Raw genomic sequence first — 18,672 nt, 5'->3', positions numbered from 1 at the left:
CTTCTTTTATTAAAAATATCAAGCTATATTTGTTTTTTCAAACGAGAGCATATTTCATTTCTTTTGCTATAATTGACTATCTTTTTGTGTACAAAAATATATTTGTGTAGTATAATTTAATTAAAGGTCAATTTTAGTCAATAAAGGAGGTGGCCTTATGAATAATAATAGTAGTAATATGACGGACATTCTTGAAGAATATATAAAAAAACTTTTTAATGAAGCTCCAGAAGATCATATAATAATTAAAAGAAGTAATGTTGCACAAAAATTTGATTGTGTACCATCTCAATTAAACTATGTTATAAAAACTCGTTTCACACCGGAACATGGTTTTATAATAGAAAGTAAAAGAGGTGGAGGTGGCTTTATTAGAATTACCAAAATTACACTTCATACAAATAAAGATTACATAGATTATTTAATTGATACTATGGATGACGAAATAATAGAGTTAGATGAAGCTGTGAGAATAGCTAAAATCTTACTTGATAAAGAATATATAGAAAAATTTGATTATAATCATTTTTTAAACAGTCTAGAAACTATTATTGCGGTTCATAACGAATGCTTAAATTATATAAATAAAGAAGTAGCTGAAAAGTTGCAACATAAAACAAAAACAAATTTAAAAGATTTAACAGTAAAATTTTTAACCAATATAAAATACAATAAGAGAGGATAGAGTTATGTATATAAGATTTAACGAAACGGCTCTTATGGTTTTAACTACTGCCAAAGAAGAAGCTAACGATTTTGGTGTTAAGGCTGTAGGAACTGAACATTTATTGCTTGCGATGCTTAGCATGAATAATACTCTTTCTTGTAGAACATTAAATAAATATGGCATCTACTATGACGATTTTAGAAAGAATGTTGTAGAATTTTATGAGAGTGAGTTAGAAGGAACAGATTTTTATCGCAATGTTCTTATGAAAATTGATTATACAAATGGTGCTGTGAGAACAATAGAAAAAAGTCAACAGTTTGCTGATGATACATCTAGCTTTGTAGTAACGAGTGAGCACTTATTACTATCGTTATTAAATGAACAAACTAGTACAGCGGTAAGATTACTAAAAGAAAAATTAAATGTACATGTAGAGGCGATGATAACAGAACTATTTGAACTGTTAAAACAAAGTCAAGGGTTATTCGCTAAGTTGTTTGATGGTTTCAAAAAATTAGATATGCCCGAAGATAGTTCGGCAAAAACTAAAACGTTAAATTCTCTAGCAAAAGATTTAACTAAAGATGCATTTAATAATAAATTAGATCCAGTATTAGCACGCGATAAAGAGATTACGCGTATGATTGAAATATTAAATAGAAGAACTAAAAATAATCCTGTTCTTATTGGAGAACCAGGTGTAGGGAAAACAGCTATTGTAGAAGGTTTAGCAGAGAGAATAATTTCACAAAATGTTCCTAGTAATTTATTAGGGAAAAGAGTTATGGTTCTTGATATGGGGACTTTGTTAGCTGGAACTAAATACCGTGGAGAGTTTGAGGAAAGATTAAAAAATATTATTTCAGAAATAGAAGATGCTGGTGATATTATTCTATTTATTGATGAAATACATACAATCATAGGAGCAGGTGGAACAGAAGGTAGTGCTGATGCATCAAACATATTAAAACCAGCTCTATCTCGTGGACTGATTCAATGTATAGGTGCAACTACAACAGAAGAGTATAGAAAATACTTTGAAAAAGATGCAGCTTTAGAGCGCCGTTTCCAACCGATTAAAGTAGAAGAACCTAGTACGGAAAATTCTATAGAAATATTAAAAGGATTACGTCATAAATATGAAGAGCATCATAATGTAGAGATTTCAGATGAGGCGATAGATGCTGCTGTGAAACTAAGTACAACATATATAACTGATAGATGTTTACCAGATAAAGCTATTGATTTGATTGATGAGGCATGTTCAAAAGTTAAATTAAGATTTTACAAATCACCAGAAAAACTTAAAGAATATGAAGAAGAACTTAGTCGTTTAAATAAAGAAAAAGATCGAGCGGTAATGAATCAAGAGTTTGAGATTGCAGCACAAAAACGTGATGAAGTTAATCAAATTATAAATAAAATAGAGCAATTTAAAATTTCTTGGCAAGATAGCTTGAGTAAAGAAAAAATAAAAATCACATCAGATCATGTAGCGGAGGTATTAGCAGCATGGACAGGAGTTCCGGTTACTAAGCTTACTGAGACAGAAAGTGAAAGATTATTAAAACTTGAAGAAATTCTTCATGAGCGCGTAATCGGTCAAGATGAGGCAGTAACTAGCCTTGCTAAAGCAGTTAGACGTGCAAGAAGTGGCTTCAAGGCGGAAAACCGTCCAATAGGAAGTTTCATTTTCTTAGGGCCAACTGGTGTAGGGAAAACAGAACTTGCTAAAAGTTTATCAGAAGCATTGTTTAGTTCTGAAGATAATATGATAAGAATTGATATGAGTGAATATATGGAACCTCATTCAATTAGTAGATTAGTTGGAGCTCCTCCAGGATATGTTGGTTATGAAGAAGCAGGCCAATTATCAGAACAAGTCCGTCAGAAACCTTATTCTGTAGTATTATTTGATGAAATAGAAAAAGCACATCCATCAATATTTAATATTTTACTACAAGTATTAGATGATGGTCGTTTAACAGATGCTTCTGGTCGAACAATCGATTTTAAAAACACAATTATCATTATGACTTCAAATGTTGGAGTTAGTGAACTTAAAGATCAGAAATTTGTTGGTTTTGGAGGAAGTGAATCAATTAAAAATGATTATAAAAATGTTCAAAATACAATGATGGAAGCATTGAAAAAACAATATCGTCCGGAATTTTTAAACCGTATTGATGATATTATAGTCTTCAAAACTCTAGAAAAAGAAGAATTAGAAAAAATATCTGAATTATTAATTAAAGGTTTATCGAAACGCTTAGAAGACAGAAATATAACTATCAAACTTACTAAAAAAGCGATGGCGAAAATTGTTGAAGATGGAAGTATTAAAGAATATGGAGCTCGTCCATTAAAACGTAGTATTCAAAAAAATATCGAAGATTTATTGAGTGAAGAGCTATTAAGAAATCCTGAACTAAGTGGGATTATCAATATTGACTATAAAAATGATAAATTTGTGGTTAAAAAGACTAAGAGGTAATTATGGCAAAAGTAAATGTGAAATATGAGTGCAATGCCTGCGGTTATCAAAGTTTAAAATATATGGGGAGATGCCCAAGTTGTAAAAAATGGGCATCAATGGAAGAAGTGGTAGAAACTCCACAAAAAAAGACAAAACATACCGCATTTATTCCAACAAGTAGTGATACAGAACGTTTAGAGGCCGGAAAACTAAAATCAGTGTCTACTCAAGATGTTCCGAGAACTCTAACAGATAGTCAAGAACTAAATAGAGTTCTTGGTGGTGGGGTCGTTGGAGGTTCACTAGTTCTTTTAGGAGGAGATCCAGGGATTGGTAAATCAACGCTATTATTACAAATATCAGCATATTTAGCGAAAGAACATGATGTTCTTTATGTTACTGGGGAAGAATCAGTAAGACAAGTCAAAATCCGAGCAGATAGGTTGAAAAATAATACAGATGAACTTTATGTATATGCACAGACAGATTTAAACTTGATATATGAGGTAGTAAAAAAAGTTAAACCTAAATTCTTAGTAATAGACTCAATACAAACTATATATAATCCAAATTTAGAAAATTCACCAGGAAGTATTACTCAAGTTCGTGAATGTACTCAACAACTTATGAAGATTGCAAAGAGTTTAAATATTGCCATATTCATTGTGGGACATGTAACTAAAGAAGGAACAATAGCGGGGCCTCGTATGCTTGAACATATGGTTGATACAGTTCTATACTTTGAAGGAGAAGGCCAACATAGTTATCGGATGCTTCGAGCGGTGAAAAATCGTTTTGGATCTACTAATGAAATAGGAATTTTTGAAATGAAATCTAGTGGATTAGAAGACTTAGCTAATCCTTCACAGATGTTCCTAGAGGAAAGAAGTAAAAATTTAGCTGGTGCTACTATAATAAGTACAATGGAAGGTAGTAGAGCATTATTGGTAGAAATCCAATCTTTAACAACTCCAACAGCTTTTAATAATCCTCGTCGTGTATCATCAGGTCTAGAATACAATAAGTTGATTTTACTTATGGCTGTTCTTGAGAAAAAAGTAGGATATTTGTTGCAACAACAAGATGTTTATGTAAAGGTATCTGGTGGTGTTAGAATAGATGATCCCGCGGTAGACCTTGGTGTAGTTGTTGCTGTTGCTTCAAGTTTTAAAGATATAGCAGTCGATATGAATGATTGTTTTATTGGAGAAGTAGGCTTAACTGGAGAAGTTCGACGTGTTAGCCGTATTGAACAAAGGATAAGTGAAGCAAAAAAACATGGCTTTAAACGCGCGATTGTTCCGGCTGGGAATATGAAGAATGCTGAATTTCCTCCTGGAATAGAAATTATACCAGTAAAAGATATTAGAGAATGTTTAGATATAGCATTCGGAAGTATATTTTAAAAAGAGATAAGTTGAAATTTTGTTGTAGAATTTCAACTTATTCTTCTATAAATTTCTTATATTAATTTTCAAGGGCTGATTAAAGATATTTTACTTAAAAAATATTTTTAATTTTTTTATAAAAATTATATTAATTTTAAAGAAGTTGTAGTAGAATAGAAATATAGTAAGTTTTTTATTAAGTAGTAAATTATTTAGTATCCTATATTTTTACTAATTATATTATTTAGATGCTTAATTTAAAAGATTTGTTATAAAAATAAAAAAAGGAGTGATTTTATGTTAAAAAAAGTATTAATAGTAGTTTCATTATTTTTAGGAATAACTATAGGAACTTTATCAACAGGAATTCTATTAAATTATAATGTTTTTCCAACAATGAATGAAACGACTTTAAGACTAGTTGTTACAATAGGAACTACTGTAGTTTTCGTTTTAATGTCTTTATTATTTTCAGATAAATTTGTAACAACTATGAAAAGAATAGAAGATCGTTTATCAAAAACTCCTATTCAAAAAATTGTCTTTACTACGATAGGATTAATACTCGGGTTATTAGTAGCTGCATTATTATCTGCAGCTGTTGATGTAATAGCAGGGGCTGGTATAATGGGAAGAATAATTTCTTCAGTTATTTATATTGTTTTTGGCTACCTTGGTTTAATTTTAGGTTATCGTCGAGGTGGAGAATTTATAAGTATTTTTGATGCATTTCGATTTAGTAATAGAAATAAGGATAAAGAAGCTAAACAAAAATCTAAAAAGCTTCAAGAAGTTATGGCAAAGGTAATTGATACTAGTGCACTTATAGATTCGCGTATTCACGATGTTGCTAAAACAGGATTTTTAGAAGGGAAAATAATAGTTCCTGATTTTGTGTTAAAAGAATTGCAACTTATTTCCGATTCAGAAGATCCGCTAAAGCGAGCTAAGGGAAGACTAGGGCTTGACTGTGTAGAGGATCTCCAAAAGATGAAAGAAATAGATTTGGAAATAGATAATCACTATAAATATAGCGAACATAAAGGTGTAGATAATCTATTAATAGATTATGCATTAAAATATAAATGTGCTATAATAACAACAGATTATAATTTAAATAAACTTGCAACATTACAATCGATTAAGGTACTTAATGTTAATGACTTAAGTAATGCGGTAAAGCCTATTCTAACAACAGGTGAACGCTTAAAAGTCCAAGTTCTAAGAGAAGGTAAGGAAAATAACCAAGGTGTTGCTTATACAGAAGATGGAACTATGATAGTCGTAGAGAATGGTAAACGCTATGTAGGAAAAAATATAGAAGTAGAAGTTCAAAGTGTTCTTCAAACTTCATCAGGAAGAATTATCTTCACCAAGATTGTTTAATAAATTTGCTTTTTGTCATAAAATATGTTATGATAAAATGCGATATTATAATAAATGAATTAGATTTTAGGAGGAGAGTATGCACACTTTTTTAATGGCAACAGCAATGATAAGTAGTATACTTATAATTATAGTAGTTTTATTACAAGAAAGTAAGTCTGGTGGTCTATCGGGATTAACTGGTGGAGCAGAAGAATTGTTTGGGAAACAAAAAGTAAGAGGAGCAGAATTAGTTTTACAACGAATTACAATTGTGTTAGCAGTAATATTTGTTATTTCGCTAGTGTGTCTTACTTGGTTAAAATTATAGACTGAAAATGATAAACCTAAAATGTGAACTCATTTTAGGTTTATTTTTATAGTGATAAATTTAGGACAAAGGAGGGTTATATGTCAGAAATTATCTTAAGTTTATTCAAAGAACATAAAGTATTAAGTATTGAAGATTTAAAAGAGAAGTTAAATATAGAATCGGCAAAAGATTTTGTTGAATTAATTAAGCATGTAGAAAAATTAGAACAAAAATCGACTATAGTACAACTACCTAATGAAAAATTTCTTTATGTTAAAGAACAATTAGGTTTAGAGGGAATAATTAGATTGCATCAAAAAGGTTTTGCATTCGTTTATGTAGAAAGTTTAGGAATAGAAGTTTATATCCCTAAAGGCTTTACTCAAAGTGCTATGACTGGTGATAAAGTATTTGTAAAAATTGATAGTGTATATAAGGATGAGCGCAATTTAGAAGGTATAGTCCAAAAGATATTAGAAAGAAATACTAAGTATACTGTTGGAACGTTAACCAATGCTAAATTTTTCTCTTTTGTAAAGAGTGATGATAAAAATATAGAGAAGTATATTAAAATAATTAATTCTAAAAATTTTAATTTAGTTGATGGAACTAAAGTATTAGTTGAGATAACAGATTATTCTAAAGTGAGTTTTGAAGATCATAAAGGAATAATAATAAAAACATTGGGGCATAAGGATGACCCTGGAATGGATATACTATCAGTAATATATAAGCACGGTGTTCCTAATGAATTTCCGAAAGAAGTAGAAGAACAAACAAATGCTATAAGCGATGAAATAACAATGGATGATAGCTATCGTGATTGTACAAAAGAAATGATAGTTACAATAGATGGAGATGATGCAAAAGATTTAGATGATGCTGTTTCTGTTGTGAAAACAAAGAAAGGCTATAGATTAAAAGTTTTTATAGCAGATGTTAGTCGCTATGTAACAGAAGATAGTCCATTAGATAAGGAAGCTGCAAATAGGGGATGTAGTGTATACTTGGCTGATAGAGTTGTGCCTATGTTACCAAGGAAACTATCTAATAATATATGTTCATTAAATCCAGATGTATTGCGATATACTATTTGTTGTGATATTGATTTTTCAGAAAAAGGCTTCCCAGAAAGTTATGATATATATCCAGCTATAATAAAATCAAAAGGACGTTTAACGTATAAGAAAGTTAATGAAGTTTATGAAAATGTTGCTGAGACAGTAGAAGAATATAAACCATATTTGTCTATGTTAAAGACAGCATTAGAGTTGTCGAAAAAAATTCGGACCAATCGTGAAAAAAGAGGTGCGATTGATTTTGATAAGGAAGAGTCAAAAATTATTGTTGATTCAAATGGAGATGCTTTAGATATAGTTCTAAGAGAAAGAGGGATATCGGAAAGACTAATAGAAGACTTTATGCTAAGTGCGAATGAAATAATAGGAGAACATTTTTACTGGATGCAAGTACCATTTATCTATCGTATTCATGAAGAGCCGAAAATAGAAAAACTACGCCAGTTTTTTGATATATCAGCTAGTTTGGGATATAGAACAAAAGGGAAGGTAGATGAAATATCTCCTTATATTTTAGCTAATATGCTTAAAAAATTTAAGGGAGAGGTAGTTGAGCCTATGTTATCAACAATCCTTCTTAGAACGATGAATCAAGCTCGCTATTCAACGTCTAATATTGGACATTTCGCCTTATCTACTAAATACTATACTCATTTCACATCACCAATAAGAAGATATCCAGATTTATTGGTTCATAGGATGATTAGAAAATACTTATTTGAAGGAGATGTAAGTGAAAAAACACTGGAGCATTACGCTTGTAAACTTCCAGAGTTAGCAGAGAGTTCATCTGAATATGAAAAACGTGCTGTTGACTGTGAGCGCGAAGTTGATAAAATGAAAAAGTGTGAGTATATGTTGAAATACCAAGAACAAAGTTTTAGAGGGATGGTTTCAAGTGTAACAAACTTTGGAATCTTTATAACACTGGAGAGTAAAGGGATAGAAGGTTTAGTTCATATTAAGACAATGAATGATGATTATTATACTTACGATCAAAAAAATATGATCTTAATAGGACGTCGAAACAAAAAGATTTATCGTTTGGGAGATGAGGTAATCGTAAAGGTTGCTAATGTTGATTTAGAAAATCAAGAGATTGATTTTAAAATACTAAAACATAAATCATTGATAAAGAAAAAATAGAGGATGAAGTCTATGAATAAAGAGATAAAAGTAATAGCTCAAAATAAGAAAGCTAACCATGATTATTTTATAGAAGACACATATGAGGCTGGATTAGTTTTAACTGGTACAGAAATAAAATCTATACGTCGTGGTAGAATAAATCTAAAAGATTCATATTGCCAATCAAGACGTGGAGAAATGTTTGTTTATAATATGCATATATCACATTTTGAAGAGGGGAACAGATTTAATCATGAGCCACTACGTGTTAGAAAATTACTATTAAAGAAAAAACAAATAGCAGTTTTGACCAATGCACAAAATGAAGTAGGAATTAGTATAATTCCACTAAAGTTGTATATAAAAAATGGTTATGCTAAATTACTAATAGGTGTAGCAAAAGGTAAAAAGAATTATGATAAACGTCATGTCTTGAAACAAAAAGAAGCTACAAAAGAAATAAATAGGGTATTAAAAGACAAACAACGATATTAAAAAACAACTTATTATTTTATAATTTTAGGAAAATACATCTTTGATTCATTAAAAAGATGTATTTTTTTATTATATTGATTATACTTATTTTAAAAAAATATAATACTATTATCTAATATATCAAAAATAAATATAGAATATGAAAATCTGTTATATTGAAAATAATGAATGTATTTCAAAAAATATATATCTTTTTCTTTGCTACAAAAGCATTTGCAAAGAATATTGATAAAACAACTAAAAAAACGCTTTACATTTTTATGAAAGCGTGCTACAATATTAAATGTAAGTTGAAAAAGCATTAAATAAATATCACAAAAAAATATGCTAATATAACATGTGACTGTAAAATACAGTGATTGATATATTACAGTTCCAACATTGTTATATAACTGTACTTTAAATTTAATTAAGTATTTATAATAAGTCTAAATAAAATAAAGTATGATAATATTTTTAAAATAATATTAATATAGAAAGTTTTTTTGATATTAAATAATGTTTTTATATAAACAAAATATATTTATAAAAGGAGAAGTGTATTTATGGAAAAATTCACTCAATTATTACAGCCAGTGGCTGATAATCTTTATATTTCTGCACTTGTTGCATTAATACCTATAGTGTTCTATCTTGTAACGCTAGCAGGTTTTAAAGTAAAAGGTTGGCTAACAGGAATGCTTACACTAATAGTTGCAATTATAGTAGCTTGTGTATTCTTCAAAATGCCATTCCAATTTGCAGCAATGTCAACTCTTCATGGTATGGTTTACGGGATACTTCCAATCTCTTGGATTATCTTAACATCTGTGTTCTTATATAAAATGACAGTTAAAAGTGGTCACTTTGCGATTATTCGTGATAGTATTACATCATTAACTGATGACAGACGTATTCAAGCGTTAATCATTGCCTTCTCATTCGGAGCATTCTTAGAAGGAGCTGCAGGATTTGGGGCACCAGTTGCTATCACAGCAGCACTTTTAGTAGGGTTAGGATTTAAACCGTTATATGCAGCAGGTATCTGTATGGTAGCTAACACTGCACCAGTTGCTTTTGGAGCAGTTGGGGCACCGGTAACAGCTTTAGATGGATTAACTACTTATGCTAATGGAACACCTATTGCAGCAGTTGAAATCGCAGCTATGATTGGACGTCAATTACCGTTGATTTCTATATTCATCCCATTCTACTTAGTGCTTATGATGGCTGGATTCAAAAAAACTATGGAAATCTGGCCTGCACTATTAGTATCAGGTGGATCATTCGCAATTGCACAATTCATAAGTTCTAACTATATGGGAGAACAATTACCAGACATTCTTTCTTCATTAGTTTCATTAATCGCAACAGTAATTTTATTACAATACTGGAAACCAAAAACAACTTGGAGATTTGAAGGTGAAGAAGAAAGTGCTAATAAAGAAAATGCAGCACCTAAACACTCATTAAATGAGATTATGGTAGCATGGTCTCCATTCGTGGTATTAACAATAATTATCTTTGTTTGGACGTTAAAACCAGTTAAAGCATTCTTTAAAACGATTGCTCTTAATCCAAAAGTTCCACTTATCCACAACAATATAGTGAATTCTATTTCTCATAAAGAAATTGCAGCTGTATTTAAATTAGATCTTATCGGTTCTATCGGAACAGGTATTCTTGTTGCAGCATTAATATCTAAGTTTATTATTAAACTTAGCTGGAAAGAAACATTCAAAACTTTTGTTGAAACATTCTCAGAAGTTAAACTTGCATTATTAACAATCTGTTTCGTAGTTGGATTTGCATATATCATGAACGCTTCTGGTATGTCAAATACTCTGGGATACGCTCTAGCAGCTACAGGTGCAGCATTCAAGATCTTATCACCAGCTCTTGGATGGATCGGAGTATTCATCACAGGTTCAGATACATCAGCTAACTTACTATTCGGTAAACTTCAACAAGTTACAGCTAGCCAAGTTGGTATGGATCCATTAGTTGCAGTATCAGCTAACGCATCTGGAGGGGTTGTAGGTAAGATGATTTCTCCACAATCTATCGCAGTTGCAGCTGCAGCGGTTGGATTAGTAGGTAAAGAGTCTGATTTACTTAAATTTACAGTTAAACACAGCTTTATCTTACTAATTGTAGTGTGTATTATAGTTTACCTGCAAGCTAGTGGAATACTTGGATGGATGATTCCTCATCACCCATAAAATAAAATAGTGAATTAATTAAAGAAGATTGAGATTTTCTCAATCTTCTTTTTTTGGTTTTAATCTTTAAATTTAATAAAAGTTTTATAAAAAATATTAGAAATTACTAGTATATTTATTTACAAGAGAAAAAAATAGTGGTATTATTGGTAAGTTAGATTAATTATTTTGATATATAATTATTATAGTGAAAATATATTATATAATTTATTTTATAAGTTAATTACTTAAGGAGAAAAAAATGTCAGTAAAATTAAGAGATGATGTTAGAAATATAGCTATTATTGCTCACGTTGACCATGGTAAAACAACATTAGTTGATGAACTACTGAAACAATCAGGTATTTTTCGTTCTAATGAACATGTAGAAGAAAGAGCAATGGATTCTAATGATATAGAAAGAGAACGTGGTATTACTATTTTAGCAAAAAATACTGCGATTGATTATAAAGGAAAAAGAATTAATATTCTAGACACACCAGGACATGCCGACTTTGGTGGAGAAGTTGAGCGTATTATGAAAATGGTTGATGGTGTTCTTTTAGTAGTAGATGCTTATGAAGGAACTATGCCACAAACTCGTTTTGTACTTAAAAAAGCTCTTGAACAGAATTTAAAACCTATCGTTGTTGTTAACAAAATTGATAAAGATTCTGCAAGACCTGAAGAAGTAGTTGATGAAGTTATTGATTTATTTATCGAATTAGGTGCTAATGATGACCAACTTGAATTCCCTGTTGTCTATGCCTCAGCAATTAACGGAACAGCATCTTTAGAAAGTGATCCAAATCTACAAGATGAGAACATGCAATGCTTATATGATACTATTATTGATTACGTACCGGCACCAGTCGACAATCGTGATGAACCACTTCAATTCCAAGTAGCGTTATTAGATTACAATGACTATGTTGGACGTATTGGTATTGGTCGTGTATTTAGAGGAAGTATGAAAGTTGGAGAATCTGTTTCTCTAATGAAATTAGATGGAACTGTTAAAAATTTCCGTGTAACAAAGATTTTTGGTTATTTTGGGCTTAAACGTGATGAAATTCAAGAAGCCCATGCGGGAGATATTGTTGCTGTAAGTGGTATGGATGATATTAACGTTGGTGAAACGGTTTGTCCTACTGAGCACCAAGAAGCACTTCCTGTACTTCACATTGATGAACCAACTTTACAAATGACGTTCTTAGTAAATAATTCACCATTTGCAGGAAAAGAAGGGAAATTTGTTACGGCAAGAAAATTAGAAGATAGATTAATGCAACAACTAGAAACTGATGTATCTCTTCGAGTTGAATCAAATAGTAGTGATTCTTGGGTTGTAAGTGGACGTGGTGAGCTGCACTTATCTATTTTAATTGAGAATTTACGTCGTGAAGGTTATGAACTTCAAGTATCTAAACCAGAAGTAATTATCCGTAATATTGACGGAGTAGATTGTGAACCAGTTGAACGTGTTCAAGTAGATGTACCAGACGAAAGTGTAGGAGCTGTAATTGAATCTCTAGGACAACGTAAAGGTGACATGGTAGATATGCAAGCTGATGGAAATGGACAAACACGTCTTATCTTTAATGTACCAGCGCGTGGTCTTATCGGATATAGCACAGAATTTATGTCTATGACAAAAGGATATGGAATTATTAATCATACATTTGATTCTTACCAACCTATGCAAAAAGGTAAAGTTGGTGGACGTAGAAATGGCGTATTAGTTGCATTAGAAAATGGTCAAGCGACAGCTTATTCAATTTCTAGTTTAGAGGATCGTGGTACAGTGTTTATTGAACCAGGTACAGAGGTTTACGGAGGTATGATTGTAGGAGAAAATAGTCGTGAAAATGATTTAACGGTAAATATTACGAAAGCAAAAGCTCAAACAAACGTTCGTTCTTCTACAAAAGATCAAACAGTAACTCTTAAAAAAGCACGTATTATGACATTAGAAGAAAGTTTAGAGTACTTGAGTGATGATGAGTATTTAGAAGTAACCCCTGAATCAATAAGATTACGTAAAAAAGAATTAGATAAAGCGGTGCGTGAAAAAGCAGCACGCAAAGCTAAATATGCAGAAGAATAAATTCAATAAAAAAAGAAACTTTATAATATAGAGTTTCTTTTTTTATTGAAAAAATATAATTTTATATTATATATCTATTTACCTATAAATAAGGAAATGTAAGTATAGTATTTTATTATATTTATTATATTCTAAAATATAATAAAATATATTGATTTATAAAGTCCTTGATAAGGTTATAATGCTTATGTTATAATATTTATAGATATTAATCTAAAAATATAATTAAACAATTTATAAAAGGAGGCGTTATTATGGCTTTAAAATATGACGTTGTAATAAAAACAACAGGAATGGGAAGTGGAGAACAAGAATTAATAGATAATTTAATGAAAGGGTTCATTCATGTTCTTTCTCAAAAAGAACATTTACCACAACATATTGTTTTTTATGGTGAGGGAGTAAAATTAACTACTAAAGGATCTGAATCACTAGAAGATTTACTAGAATTAGAAAAACGAGGTGTTAAAATTCTTTCATGTGGAATATGTCTAGATTATTATGATTTAGATGATTACCTTAAAGTAGGTGGAACTACAACAATGTCAGAAGTTATAGATATAATGACTAATAGTGATCTAGTAGTTGAACCATAATAATGTTATAAGGCTAGTTGATATAATGAATGAATCACGAGAGATTAACGGAAAGGTGATAACAATATATTGCTAGCCTTTTATTTTTAATTAGGAGGTATATATGACGAAATTTAAACCTTTTACAACAACTTTAATAGGTAGTCTTCCAAGAACTAAAGAACTACTATTATTAAAAGAAAGTAGTAATAATAGTTCGAAGTATGAAAAAGCGTATAAAGAAAAATTATTGGAAGAAACTCGCAGAGTAGTTGAATTACAAAAAGAATGTGGAATTGATGTAATAGTAAGCGGTGAGTTAAATAGAGATAATTATATGAGTTATGTGGCTGAAGTCGTTGATGGTATAAAATTACTTAATATGGAAGAAGTAATGTCGTTAACTAATAATACTGATAATTTTAGCAAGAGTTTAGAAGAAATGGATGCTGCAGACGATACGATGAATAGCCCTATATGTTTTTCAAAACTTGATACAAAAAAGAGACTTAATGATTTTGAATTTGGTATCTTAAAAGAATTAGTAGATGGTGATATAAAATGCACCTTGCCAAGCCCATATTTATTAACACGTTCAATGTGGTTAAAAGAAGTAACAGGAAAAGTTTATGATGGGCGTCGTGAATTGGGAGAAGATGTTGTAGAACTTTTATGTAATGAAATACGTGAATTGGTAGAAAGTGGAGCTAAAATAATTCAAATTGATGAACCTATTTTATCAGAGGTAGTATTTACTAATGAAAAAGCAGATAACTCTTTTTACTGAGGGGCCTTATCAGAAAAAGTCAAGGTTGACAAAGAGTTAAAATTTGCAAAATCATTGCTGACGCCTGTACTTGCAGAAATTAGAAAGTATGAAGGTGTCACCAGTGCAATGCATGTATGTCGAGGGAATTGGACTACAGATGAGAGTGTTTTATTACATGGTGCATATGATAAATTAGGTAAGTTTTTTGATTCGCTAGATGTAGATATGTTAGCACTAGAATTTTCAACACCGCGAGCAGGAGAAATAGAAAAACTATTCTTTAATAACTTCTTAGATACCAAGATAATTCTAGGGTTTGGTTGTATTAACCCGCGAAGTGAACGAATTGAATCTGTTGAAGAAATAGTTGAAAGGGTAGAGGAAGTTTTACAGTTTCTTCCACCTGAAAAAATTTGGTTAAATCCTGATTGTGGTTTTGCAACATTCGCTAAGCGACCGTTAAATCCGTACCCGATTATCCAAAAAAAATTGAAAAATATGGTTGCAGCAGCGCAAATGTTGAGAGAAAGATACTACAAAAATTAAAGGAGCTAATTAATTAGCTCCTTTAATTTTTAATTTCTAAGTTTCCATCTTTAAGAGAGATATTATCGCCTTCTTTCACTTCATCATACTGTTCTTTAGTAACGGTAACGTGTTTTATTTCGCCATCTTTAGTTTTTATTTCAAGCATATAAACAGGTACCTTACTATCTTTAACATTATCTACCAATTCTTTTTGTTTATCACTAGCATGAATATGATTACGAGAAGCTGTTGAATTAAATAGTGTGTACCATAAAAGCGCATTTGTGATACTGCTTCCTGAGAAAAAACCACTATTTCTGTAATTATTATTTAAATACTCTGTATATTGCTTTTTGTAACCTTTATTATTATAACTATTATAGTTTTTGTTGTAAGTTCCTTTAGAGTTTTTAGAACTTGAGTTAGAAGTAGGTTTATTGCTAGATGTTTGAGAACTTGGTTTTGCATTCGGCTTACTGCTGGTAGGTTTGCTACTTGGTTTTGGGCGCGGAGTAGAGCTTTTTTTAGCATCTACAACATGAGTATTTGTTATCCCAATTGAAGAAAATATAAGTGTAAGAGAAAATAAAATTTTCCCTAATCTTTTTAATTGTTTATTTTTCATAAAATCTAACCTCTTATTAATTATTTATTTTCAGTACTACGCTTAGCAACAACGGTGCCTTCAATACTTTCATTAGAACTTGTTTCACTTTTTACAGTGTTTTCTATATTTGTTTTGTCCTCAATGTTATCTGAATTAGTGTTATTGTTAAAGTAATAATATATACCGATTGCTAGTAGAGAAATAATCAATAGTGTAGTAAAAATTTTAAAAAACCTAACCATATTAGAATCCTCCTAGAGTATAACCTTTCAAGTCTAATGCGCGTTTTAGTCTATCATATTCTGATGCGGGTACTTCTAGTTCTTCATCATTGACTTGGCTAATAGTTGCATAATCATCATCTAAACCTTTCCAAATATCAACAACATTATCAAGATTTAAAAGCCCTCGAGTACCATCAATTAGTGTTATTTCAAACCAATTCATAAAAAATAATCTCCTTTTAAAATTATAATTTTATTATAGCATAGCTTTATACAAAAATGTAGTAGGCAAAATTAAGAGAAGTAAAAAATTTATTTATAGAGGAAAATTAATGTATATTTTATGAAAATTTGATATAATTAAGTAAATAGTAAAAATAGTGAGGATGAAAAATGAAAGTATCTGTAATTGGTTCAGGAAGTTGGGGAACAGCCTTGTCACAGGCAATAGTAGACAATGGGCATGAATTGTTACTGTACGCTAGGACAGAAAAGGCCAGAGATGAAATTAATATTGAGCATACAAACAAAAGATATTTGAAAGATGCTGTATTACCTAATGAAATTGTAGCGACATCTGATTTAAGTGAGGCGGTTACTTTTGCTGATGTAATAGTAATTGCAGTACCTACAAAAGTTATGAGGGAAACTGCCAGGAAAATAAATGAATATTTGGAAAAGCCGAAATATATTATTCATGTTTCTAAAGGATTAGAGATGGAGACAAATAAAAGAATGTCAGAGGTTATAAAAGATGAAATAATATCTGACAATCTGAAAGGTGTGGGTGTTTTGAGTGGGCCTTCTCATGCTGAAGAATTAATTCTTCGAAATCCTACAGTAGTTGCAATTGCCTCTGAAAATGATGAATTGAATAAACTAGCACAAGAAATTTTTCATAATAAATATTTTAGAATATATGTCAATAAGGATATTATTGGAGTTGAAGTAGGTGGTGCGCTAAAAAATATAATAGCATTAGGTTGTGGTATTATAGATGGAATGCAGTATGGTGATAATGCAAAGGCAGCCTTACTTACACGTGGTTTAATAGAAATAACACGACTTGGGAAAAAACTAGGCGCAGATGAAATGACATTTTTAGGTCTTGGAGGAATTGGAGATCTAGTGGTAACTTGTACATCTAAGCACTCAAGAAACTACAATTGTGGATACTTAATTGGGCAAGGGTATACATTAGAACAAGCCATAGAAAAATTAGATATGGTTGCAGAGGGTGTAAGAACTACAAAAGTTTGTTATTTTCTATCGAAAAAATATAATGTTTATATGCCTATTACCGAAAATATTTATAAAGTTCTATATGAGGGATTAAGTATTAAAGATTGTGTTAATAATTTAATGAAAAAAATGGCTGCCGAAGAACTAAATAAATTTGAGTAAAAAGAAGGTTTATCTAAATAAATTAGTAGAAAAAGCTAGATTTTTAAGAAAATTTATTAAAAATATAGAAAAAAATAGGTGTTTTCGCTATTTTTCTTTAATAAATCCTTGATTATTAGTAATTTATATGGTAATATTTAATAAGTGAAGCGGGTAACCGCTACTCAATAATGGAGGTAAAGAATTAATGAATAAATCAGAATTAATTTCAAAAGTAGCTGAAAAATCAGGACTACAAAAAAAACAAGCAACTGCTGCTATCGAAGCATTCGTAGAAACAGTTGAAGAAACTTTAGCTAAAGGTGAAAAAATCCAAATTATTGGATTTGGTAATTTTGAAGTTAGAGAGAGAGCTGCTCGTAAAGGACGTAACCCTCAAACTAACGAAGTTATCGAAATCGCTGCAAGCAAAGTACCTGCATTCAAAGCTGGTAAAGCTCTTAAAGACGCAGTTAAATAATAAAAATTTAATTTTAAGAGGAGTTACTTACGGGTAACTTCTTTTTTTATAAAATTCGGAGGTTAATTTTGAAAAATAAGGAACAATCACAACAACTAATAAAAACATTATTAGAAAATATAGGTGAAGATACTTCAAGAGCTGGATTAATAGATACACCGAAAAGATGTGTAAATATGTATGAAGAGTTACTGTCTAAAACTAATATGGATCCAAAAGAAGAAATTAATACATTTTTTGAATCAGAGAACGATGAACCAATATTAGTCAAAGATATTCAATTTTATTCGTTATGCGAACATCACATGCTACCTTTTTACGGAGTTTGCCATATCGCTTATGTTCCTAATAATAAAAAAATCACTGGTCTTAGTAAATTGGCGCGTCTTGTAGAGAGTGCAAGCCGTAGACTTCAAATTCAAGAAGATATGACACTTATGTTGGTAAATGCAATAGAAGAGCAATTACAACCTAAAGGTGTATATGTAATTATAGAAGCGGAGCATATGTGTATGGCAATGCGTGGTATTAAAAAAATAGGCTCAAAAACAGTAACTAGTAAAAAAACTGGTGTTTTTTTAGAAGATACAGAACTAGTCAAAGATATTCAATATAAAATTAAGTTATAATTTGAAGAATTGTAAAGAGATAAGGAGTATATTATGAAAGAAACTAGCTATATTATTATAAGGGCAGAAGTTGATAATGTGAAGGTAATCACTAAGAAAACAAATAATGAAGAAGCTTTAGAAATATTAAATAAGGGAGAGGTCATTATCCTAAATGTGTTTGATAATATTGTTAATTTCAAAGTTCAAGGTAGAGCAAGAATAGTATCGAATTTAGACCAAGTGATTTCTGGTAATTAAAAAGTTCATTGGAATTTTCCAACGAACTTTTTTAG

General features: G+C 30.4%; 18 protein-coding genes. 15 read left to right on the top strand and 3 right to left on the bottom strand.

Features of this window, described 5'->3' with window-relative positions; genetic code table 11:
* Nucleotides 1–157: 157 nt before the first annotated feature.
* The 11 genes from DQN46_RS05630 to DQN46_RS08760 all read left to right on the top strand — a co-directional run bounded on the left by DQN46_RS05630 (nucleotide 158) and on the right by DQN46_RS08760 (nucleotide 15,091).
* Nucleotides 158–685 (top strand): CtsR family transcriptional regulator, encoded by a 528-nt coding sequence (locus tag DQN46_RS05630; protein WP_111743293.1) that lies wholly within the window; start codon nucleotides 158–160, stop codon nucleotides 683–685.
* A 4-nt stretch (nucleotides 686–689) separates the two neighbouring features.
* Complete coding sequence (locus DQN46_RS05625; RefSeq protein ID WP_004634189.1) at nucleotides 690–3,164, top strand: ATP-dependent Clp protease ATP-binding subunit; 2,475 nt, start codon at nucleotides 690–692, stop codon at nucleotides 3,162–3,164.
* Nucleotides 3,165–3,166: 2 nt separating this feature from the next.
* Nucleotides 3,167–4,552, top strand: coding sequence for a DNA repair protein RadA (gene radA / locus DQN46_RS05620; protein WP_111743292.1), 1,386 nt, complete (start codon nucleotides 3,167–3,169; stop codon nucleotides 4,550–4,552).
* A 279-nt stretch (nucleotides 4,553–4,831) separates the two neighbouring features.
* Nucleotides 4,832–5,920 (top strand): PIN/TRAM domain-containing protein, encoded by a 1,089-nt coding sequence (locus DQN46_RS05615; protein ID WP_111743291.1) that lies wholly within the window; start codon nucleotides 4,832–4,834, stop codon nucleotides 5,918–5,920.
* A 79-nt stretch (nucleotides 5,921–5,999) separates the two neighbouring features.
* Nucleotides 6,000–6,230 carry a preprotein translocase subunit SecG gene (secG, locus tag DQN46_RS05610; RefSeq protein WP_004634195.1) on the top strand — a complete coding sequence of 77 codons (231 nt, stop codon included), beginning with the start codon at nucleotides 6,000–6,002 and terminating at the stop codon, nucleotides 6,228–6,230.
* An 80-nt stretch (nucleotides 6,231–6,310) separates the two neighbouring features.
* Nucleotides 6,311–8,437, top strand: a complete 2,127-nt coding sequence (gene rnr / locus DQN46_RS05605; RefSeq protein WP_111743290.1) for a ribonuclease R — start codon at nucleotides 6,311–6,313, stop codon at nucleotides 8,435–8,437.
* Nucleotides 8,438–8,449: 12 nt separating this feature from the next.
* Nucleotides 8,450–8,914 carry an SsrA-binding protein SmpB gene (smpB, locus tag DQN46_RS05600; RefSeq protein WP_111743289.1) on the top strand — a complete coding sequence of 155 codons (465 nt, stop codon included), beginning with the start codon at nucleotides 8,450–8,452 and terminating at the stop codon, nucleotides 8,912–8,914.
* Nucleotides 8,915–9,459: 545 nt separating this feature from the next.
* A complete protein-coding gene (locus DQN46_RS05595) occupies nucleotides 9,460–11,115 on the top strand; it encodes an L-lactate permease (RefSeq protein WP_111743288.1) in 1,656 nt (551 codons plus the stop codon).
* 241 nt (nucleotides 11,116–11,356) lie between these two features.
* The gene (typA, locus tag DQN46_RS05590; protein ID WP_004634202.1) at nucleotides 11,357–13,201 is read left to right on the top strand and encodes a translational GTPase TypA; all 1,845 of its coding nucleotides are present in this window, start codon (nucleotides 11,357–11,359) and stop codon (nucleotides 13,199–13,201) included.
* Nucleotides 13,202–13,455: 254 nt separating this feature from the next.
* Nucleotides 13,456–13,797 carry a sulfurtransferase-like selenium metabolism protein YedF gene (gene yedF / locus DQN46_RS05585; protein ID WP_004634204.1) on the top strand — a complete coding sequence of 114 codons (342 nt, stop codon included), beginning with the start codon at nucleotides 13,456–13,458 and terminating at the stop codon, nucleotides 13,795–13,797.
* Nucleotides 13,798–13,900: 103 nt separating this feature from the next.
* Nucleotides 13,901–15,091: a cobalamin-independent methionine synthase II family protein gene (locus tag DQN46_RS08760; RefSeq protein WP_263433185.1), complete on the top strand. Its 1,191-nt coding sequence runs from the start codon at nucleotides 13,901–13,903 to the stop codon at nucleotides 15,089–15,091.
* A gap of 22 nt (nucleotides 15,092–15,113) precedes the next feature.
* Here the strand turns inward: DQN46_RS08760 and DQN46_RS05570 are convergent, their stop codons facing one another.
* The 3 genes from DQN46_RS05570 to DQN46_RS05560 are packed head-to-tail and all read right to left on the bottom strand — an operon-like array spanning nucleotide 15,114 to nucleotide 16,127.
* Entirely contained in the window at nucleotides 15,114–15,698 is a 585-nt protein-coding gene (locus tag DQN46_RS05570; RefSeq protein WP_111743285.1) for a hypothetical protein, read from the bottom strand.
* 20 nt (nucleotides 15,699–15,718) lie between these two features.
* Nucleotides 15,719–15,922, bottom strand: a complete 204-nt coding sequence (locus DQN46_RS05565; protein WP_111743284.1) for a hypothetical protein — start codon at nucleotides 15,920–15,922, stop codon at nucleotides 15,719–15,721.
* A gap of 1 nt (nucleotide 15,923) precedes the next feature.
* A complete protein-coding gene (locus DQN46_RS05560; protein WP_004634215.1) occupies nucleotides 15,924–16,127 on the bottom strand; it encodes a hypothetical protein in 204 nt (67 codons plus the stop codon).
* 170 nt (nucleotides 16,128–16,297) lie between these two features.
* Here DQN46_RS05560 and DQN46_RS05555 point away from each other — a divergent pair, with 170 nt between their 5' ends.
* The 4 genes from DQN46_RS05555 (at nucleotide 16,298) to mtrB (ending at nucleotide 18,637) form a co-directional block, all read left to right on the top strand.
* A complete protein-coding gene (locus DQN46_RS05555; protein ID WP_004634217.1) occupies nucleotides 16,298–17,308 on the top strand; it encodes an NAD(P)H-dependent glycerol-3-phosphate dehydrogenase in 1,011 nt (336 codons plus the stop codon).
* Between the two features lie 187 nt (nucleotides 17,309–17,495).
* Complete coding sequence (locus DQN46_RS05550; protein WP_003144688.1) at nucleotides 17,496–17,768, top strand: HU family DNA-binding protein; 273 nt, start codon at nucleotides 17,496–17,498, stop codon at nucleotides 17,766–17,768.
* A 68-nt stretch (nucleotides 17,769–17,836) separates the two neighbouring features.
* Nucleotides 17,837–18,397: a GTP cyclohydrolase I FolE gene (gene folE / locus DQN46_RS05545; protein WP_111743283.1), complete on the top strand. Its 561-nt coding sequence runs from the start codon at nucleotides 17,837–17,839 to the stop codon at nucleotides 18,395–18,397.
* 33 nt (nucleotides 18,398–18,430) lie between these two features.
* Nucleotides 18,431–18,637: a trp RNA-binding attenuation protein MtrB gene (gene mtrB / locus DQN46_RS05540; protein ID WP_004634222.1), complete on the top strand. Its 207-nt coding sequence runs from the start codon at nucleotides 18,431–18,433 to the stop codon at nucleotides 18,635–18,637.
* Nucleotides 18,638–18,672: the final 35 nt, after the last annotated feature.

The sequence above is a fragment of the Gemella morbillorum genome, assembly GCF_900476045.1.
GTDB classification, from domain to species: domain Bacteria; phylum Bacillota; class Bacilli; order Staphylococcales; family Gemellaceae; genus Gemella; species Gemella morbillorum.
This window is presented reverse-complemented; position numbering and strand designations above follow the sequence as displayed.

Excerpts from the sequence above, each read along its gene's own strand:
- DQN46_RS05615 (WP_111743291.1), top strand. The coding sequence starts at position 4,832 with ATGTTAAAAAAAGTATTAATAGTAGTTTCATTATTTTTAGGAATAACT.
- DQN46_RS05625 (WP_004634189.1), top strand. The coding sequence starts at position 690 with ATGTATATAAGATTTAACGAAACGGCTCTTATGGTTTTAACTACTGCC.
- mtrB (WP_004634222.1), top strand. The coding sequence starts at position 18,431 with ATGAAAGAAACTAGCTATATTATTATAAGGGCAGAAGTTGATAATGTG.
- radA (WP_111743292.1), top strand. The coding sequence starts at position 3,167 with ATGGCAAAAGTAAATGTGAAATATGAGTGCAATGCCTGCGGTTATCAA.
- typA (WP_004634202.1), top strand. The coding sequence starts at position 11,357 with ATGTCAGTAAAATTAAGAGATGATGTTAGAAATATAGCTATTATTGCT.
- rnr (WP_111743290.1), top strand. The coding sequence starts at position 6,311 with ATGTCAGAAATTATCTTAAGTTTATTCAAAGAACATAAAGTATTAAGT.
- DQN46_RS05595 (WP_111743288.1), top strand. The coding sequence starts at position 9,460 with ATGGAAAAATTCACTCAATTATTACAGCCAGTGGCTGATAATCTTTAT.
- smpB (WP_111743289.1), top strand. The coding sequence starts at position 8,450 with ATGAATAAAGAGATAAAAGTAATAGCTCAAAATAAGAAAGCTAACCAT.
- DQN46_RS05550 (WP_003144688.1), top strand. The coding sequence starts at position 17,496 with ATGAATAAATCAGAATTAATTTCAAAAGTAGCTGAAAAATCAGGACTA.
- secG (WP_004634195.1), top strand. The coding sequence starts at position 6,000 with ATGCACACTTTTTTAATGGCAACAGCAATGATAAGTAGTATACTTATA.
- yedF (WP_004634204.1), top strand. The coding sequence starts at position 13,456 with ATGGCTTTAAAATATGACGTTGTAATAAAAACAACAGGAATGGGAAGT.
- DQN46_RS05565 (WP_111743284.1), bottom strand. The coding sequence starts at position 15,922 with ATGGTTAGGTTTTTTAAAATTTTTACTACACTATTGATTATTTCTCTA.
- DQN46_RS05555 (WP_004634217.1), top strand. The coding sequence starts at position 16,298 with ATGAAAGTATCTGTAATTGGTTCAGGAAGTTGGGGAACAGCCTTGTCA.
- DQN46_RS05560 (WP_004634215.1), bottom strand. The coding sequence starts at position 16,127 with ATGAATTGGTTTGAAATAACACTAATTGATGGTACTCGAGGGCTTTTA.
- DQN46_RS05630 (WP_111743293.1), top strand. The coding sequence starts at position 158 with ATGAATAATAATAGTAGTAATATGACGGACATTCTTGAAGAATATATA.
- DQN46_RS05570 (WP_111743285.1), bottom strand. The coding sequence starts at position 15,698 with ATGAAAAATAAACAATTAAAAAGATTAGGGAAAATTTTATTTTCTCTT.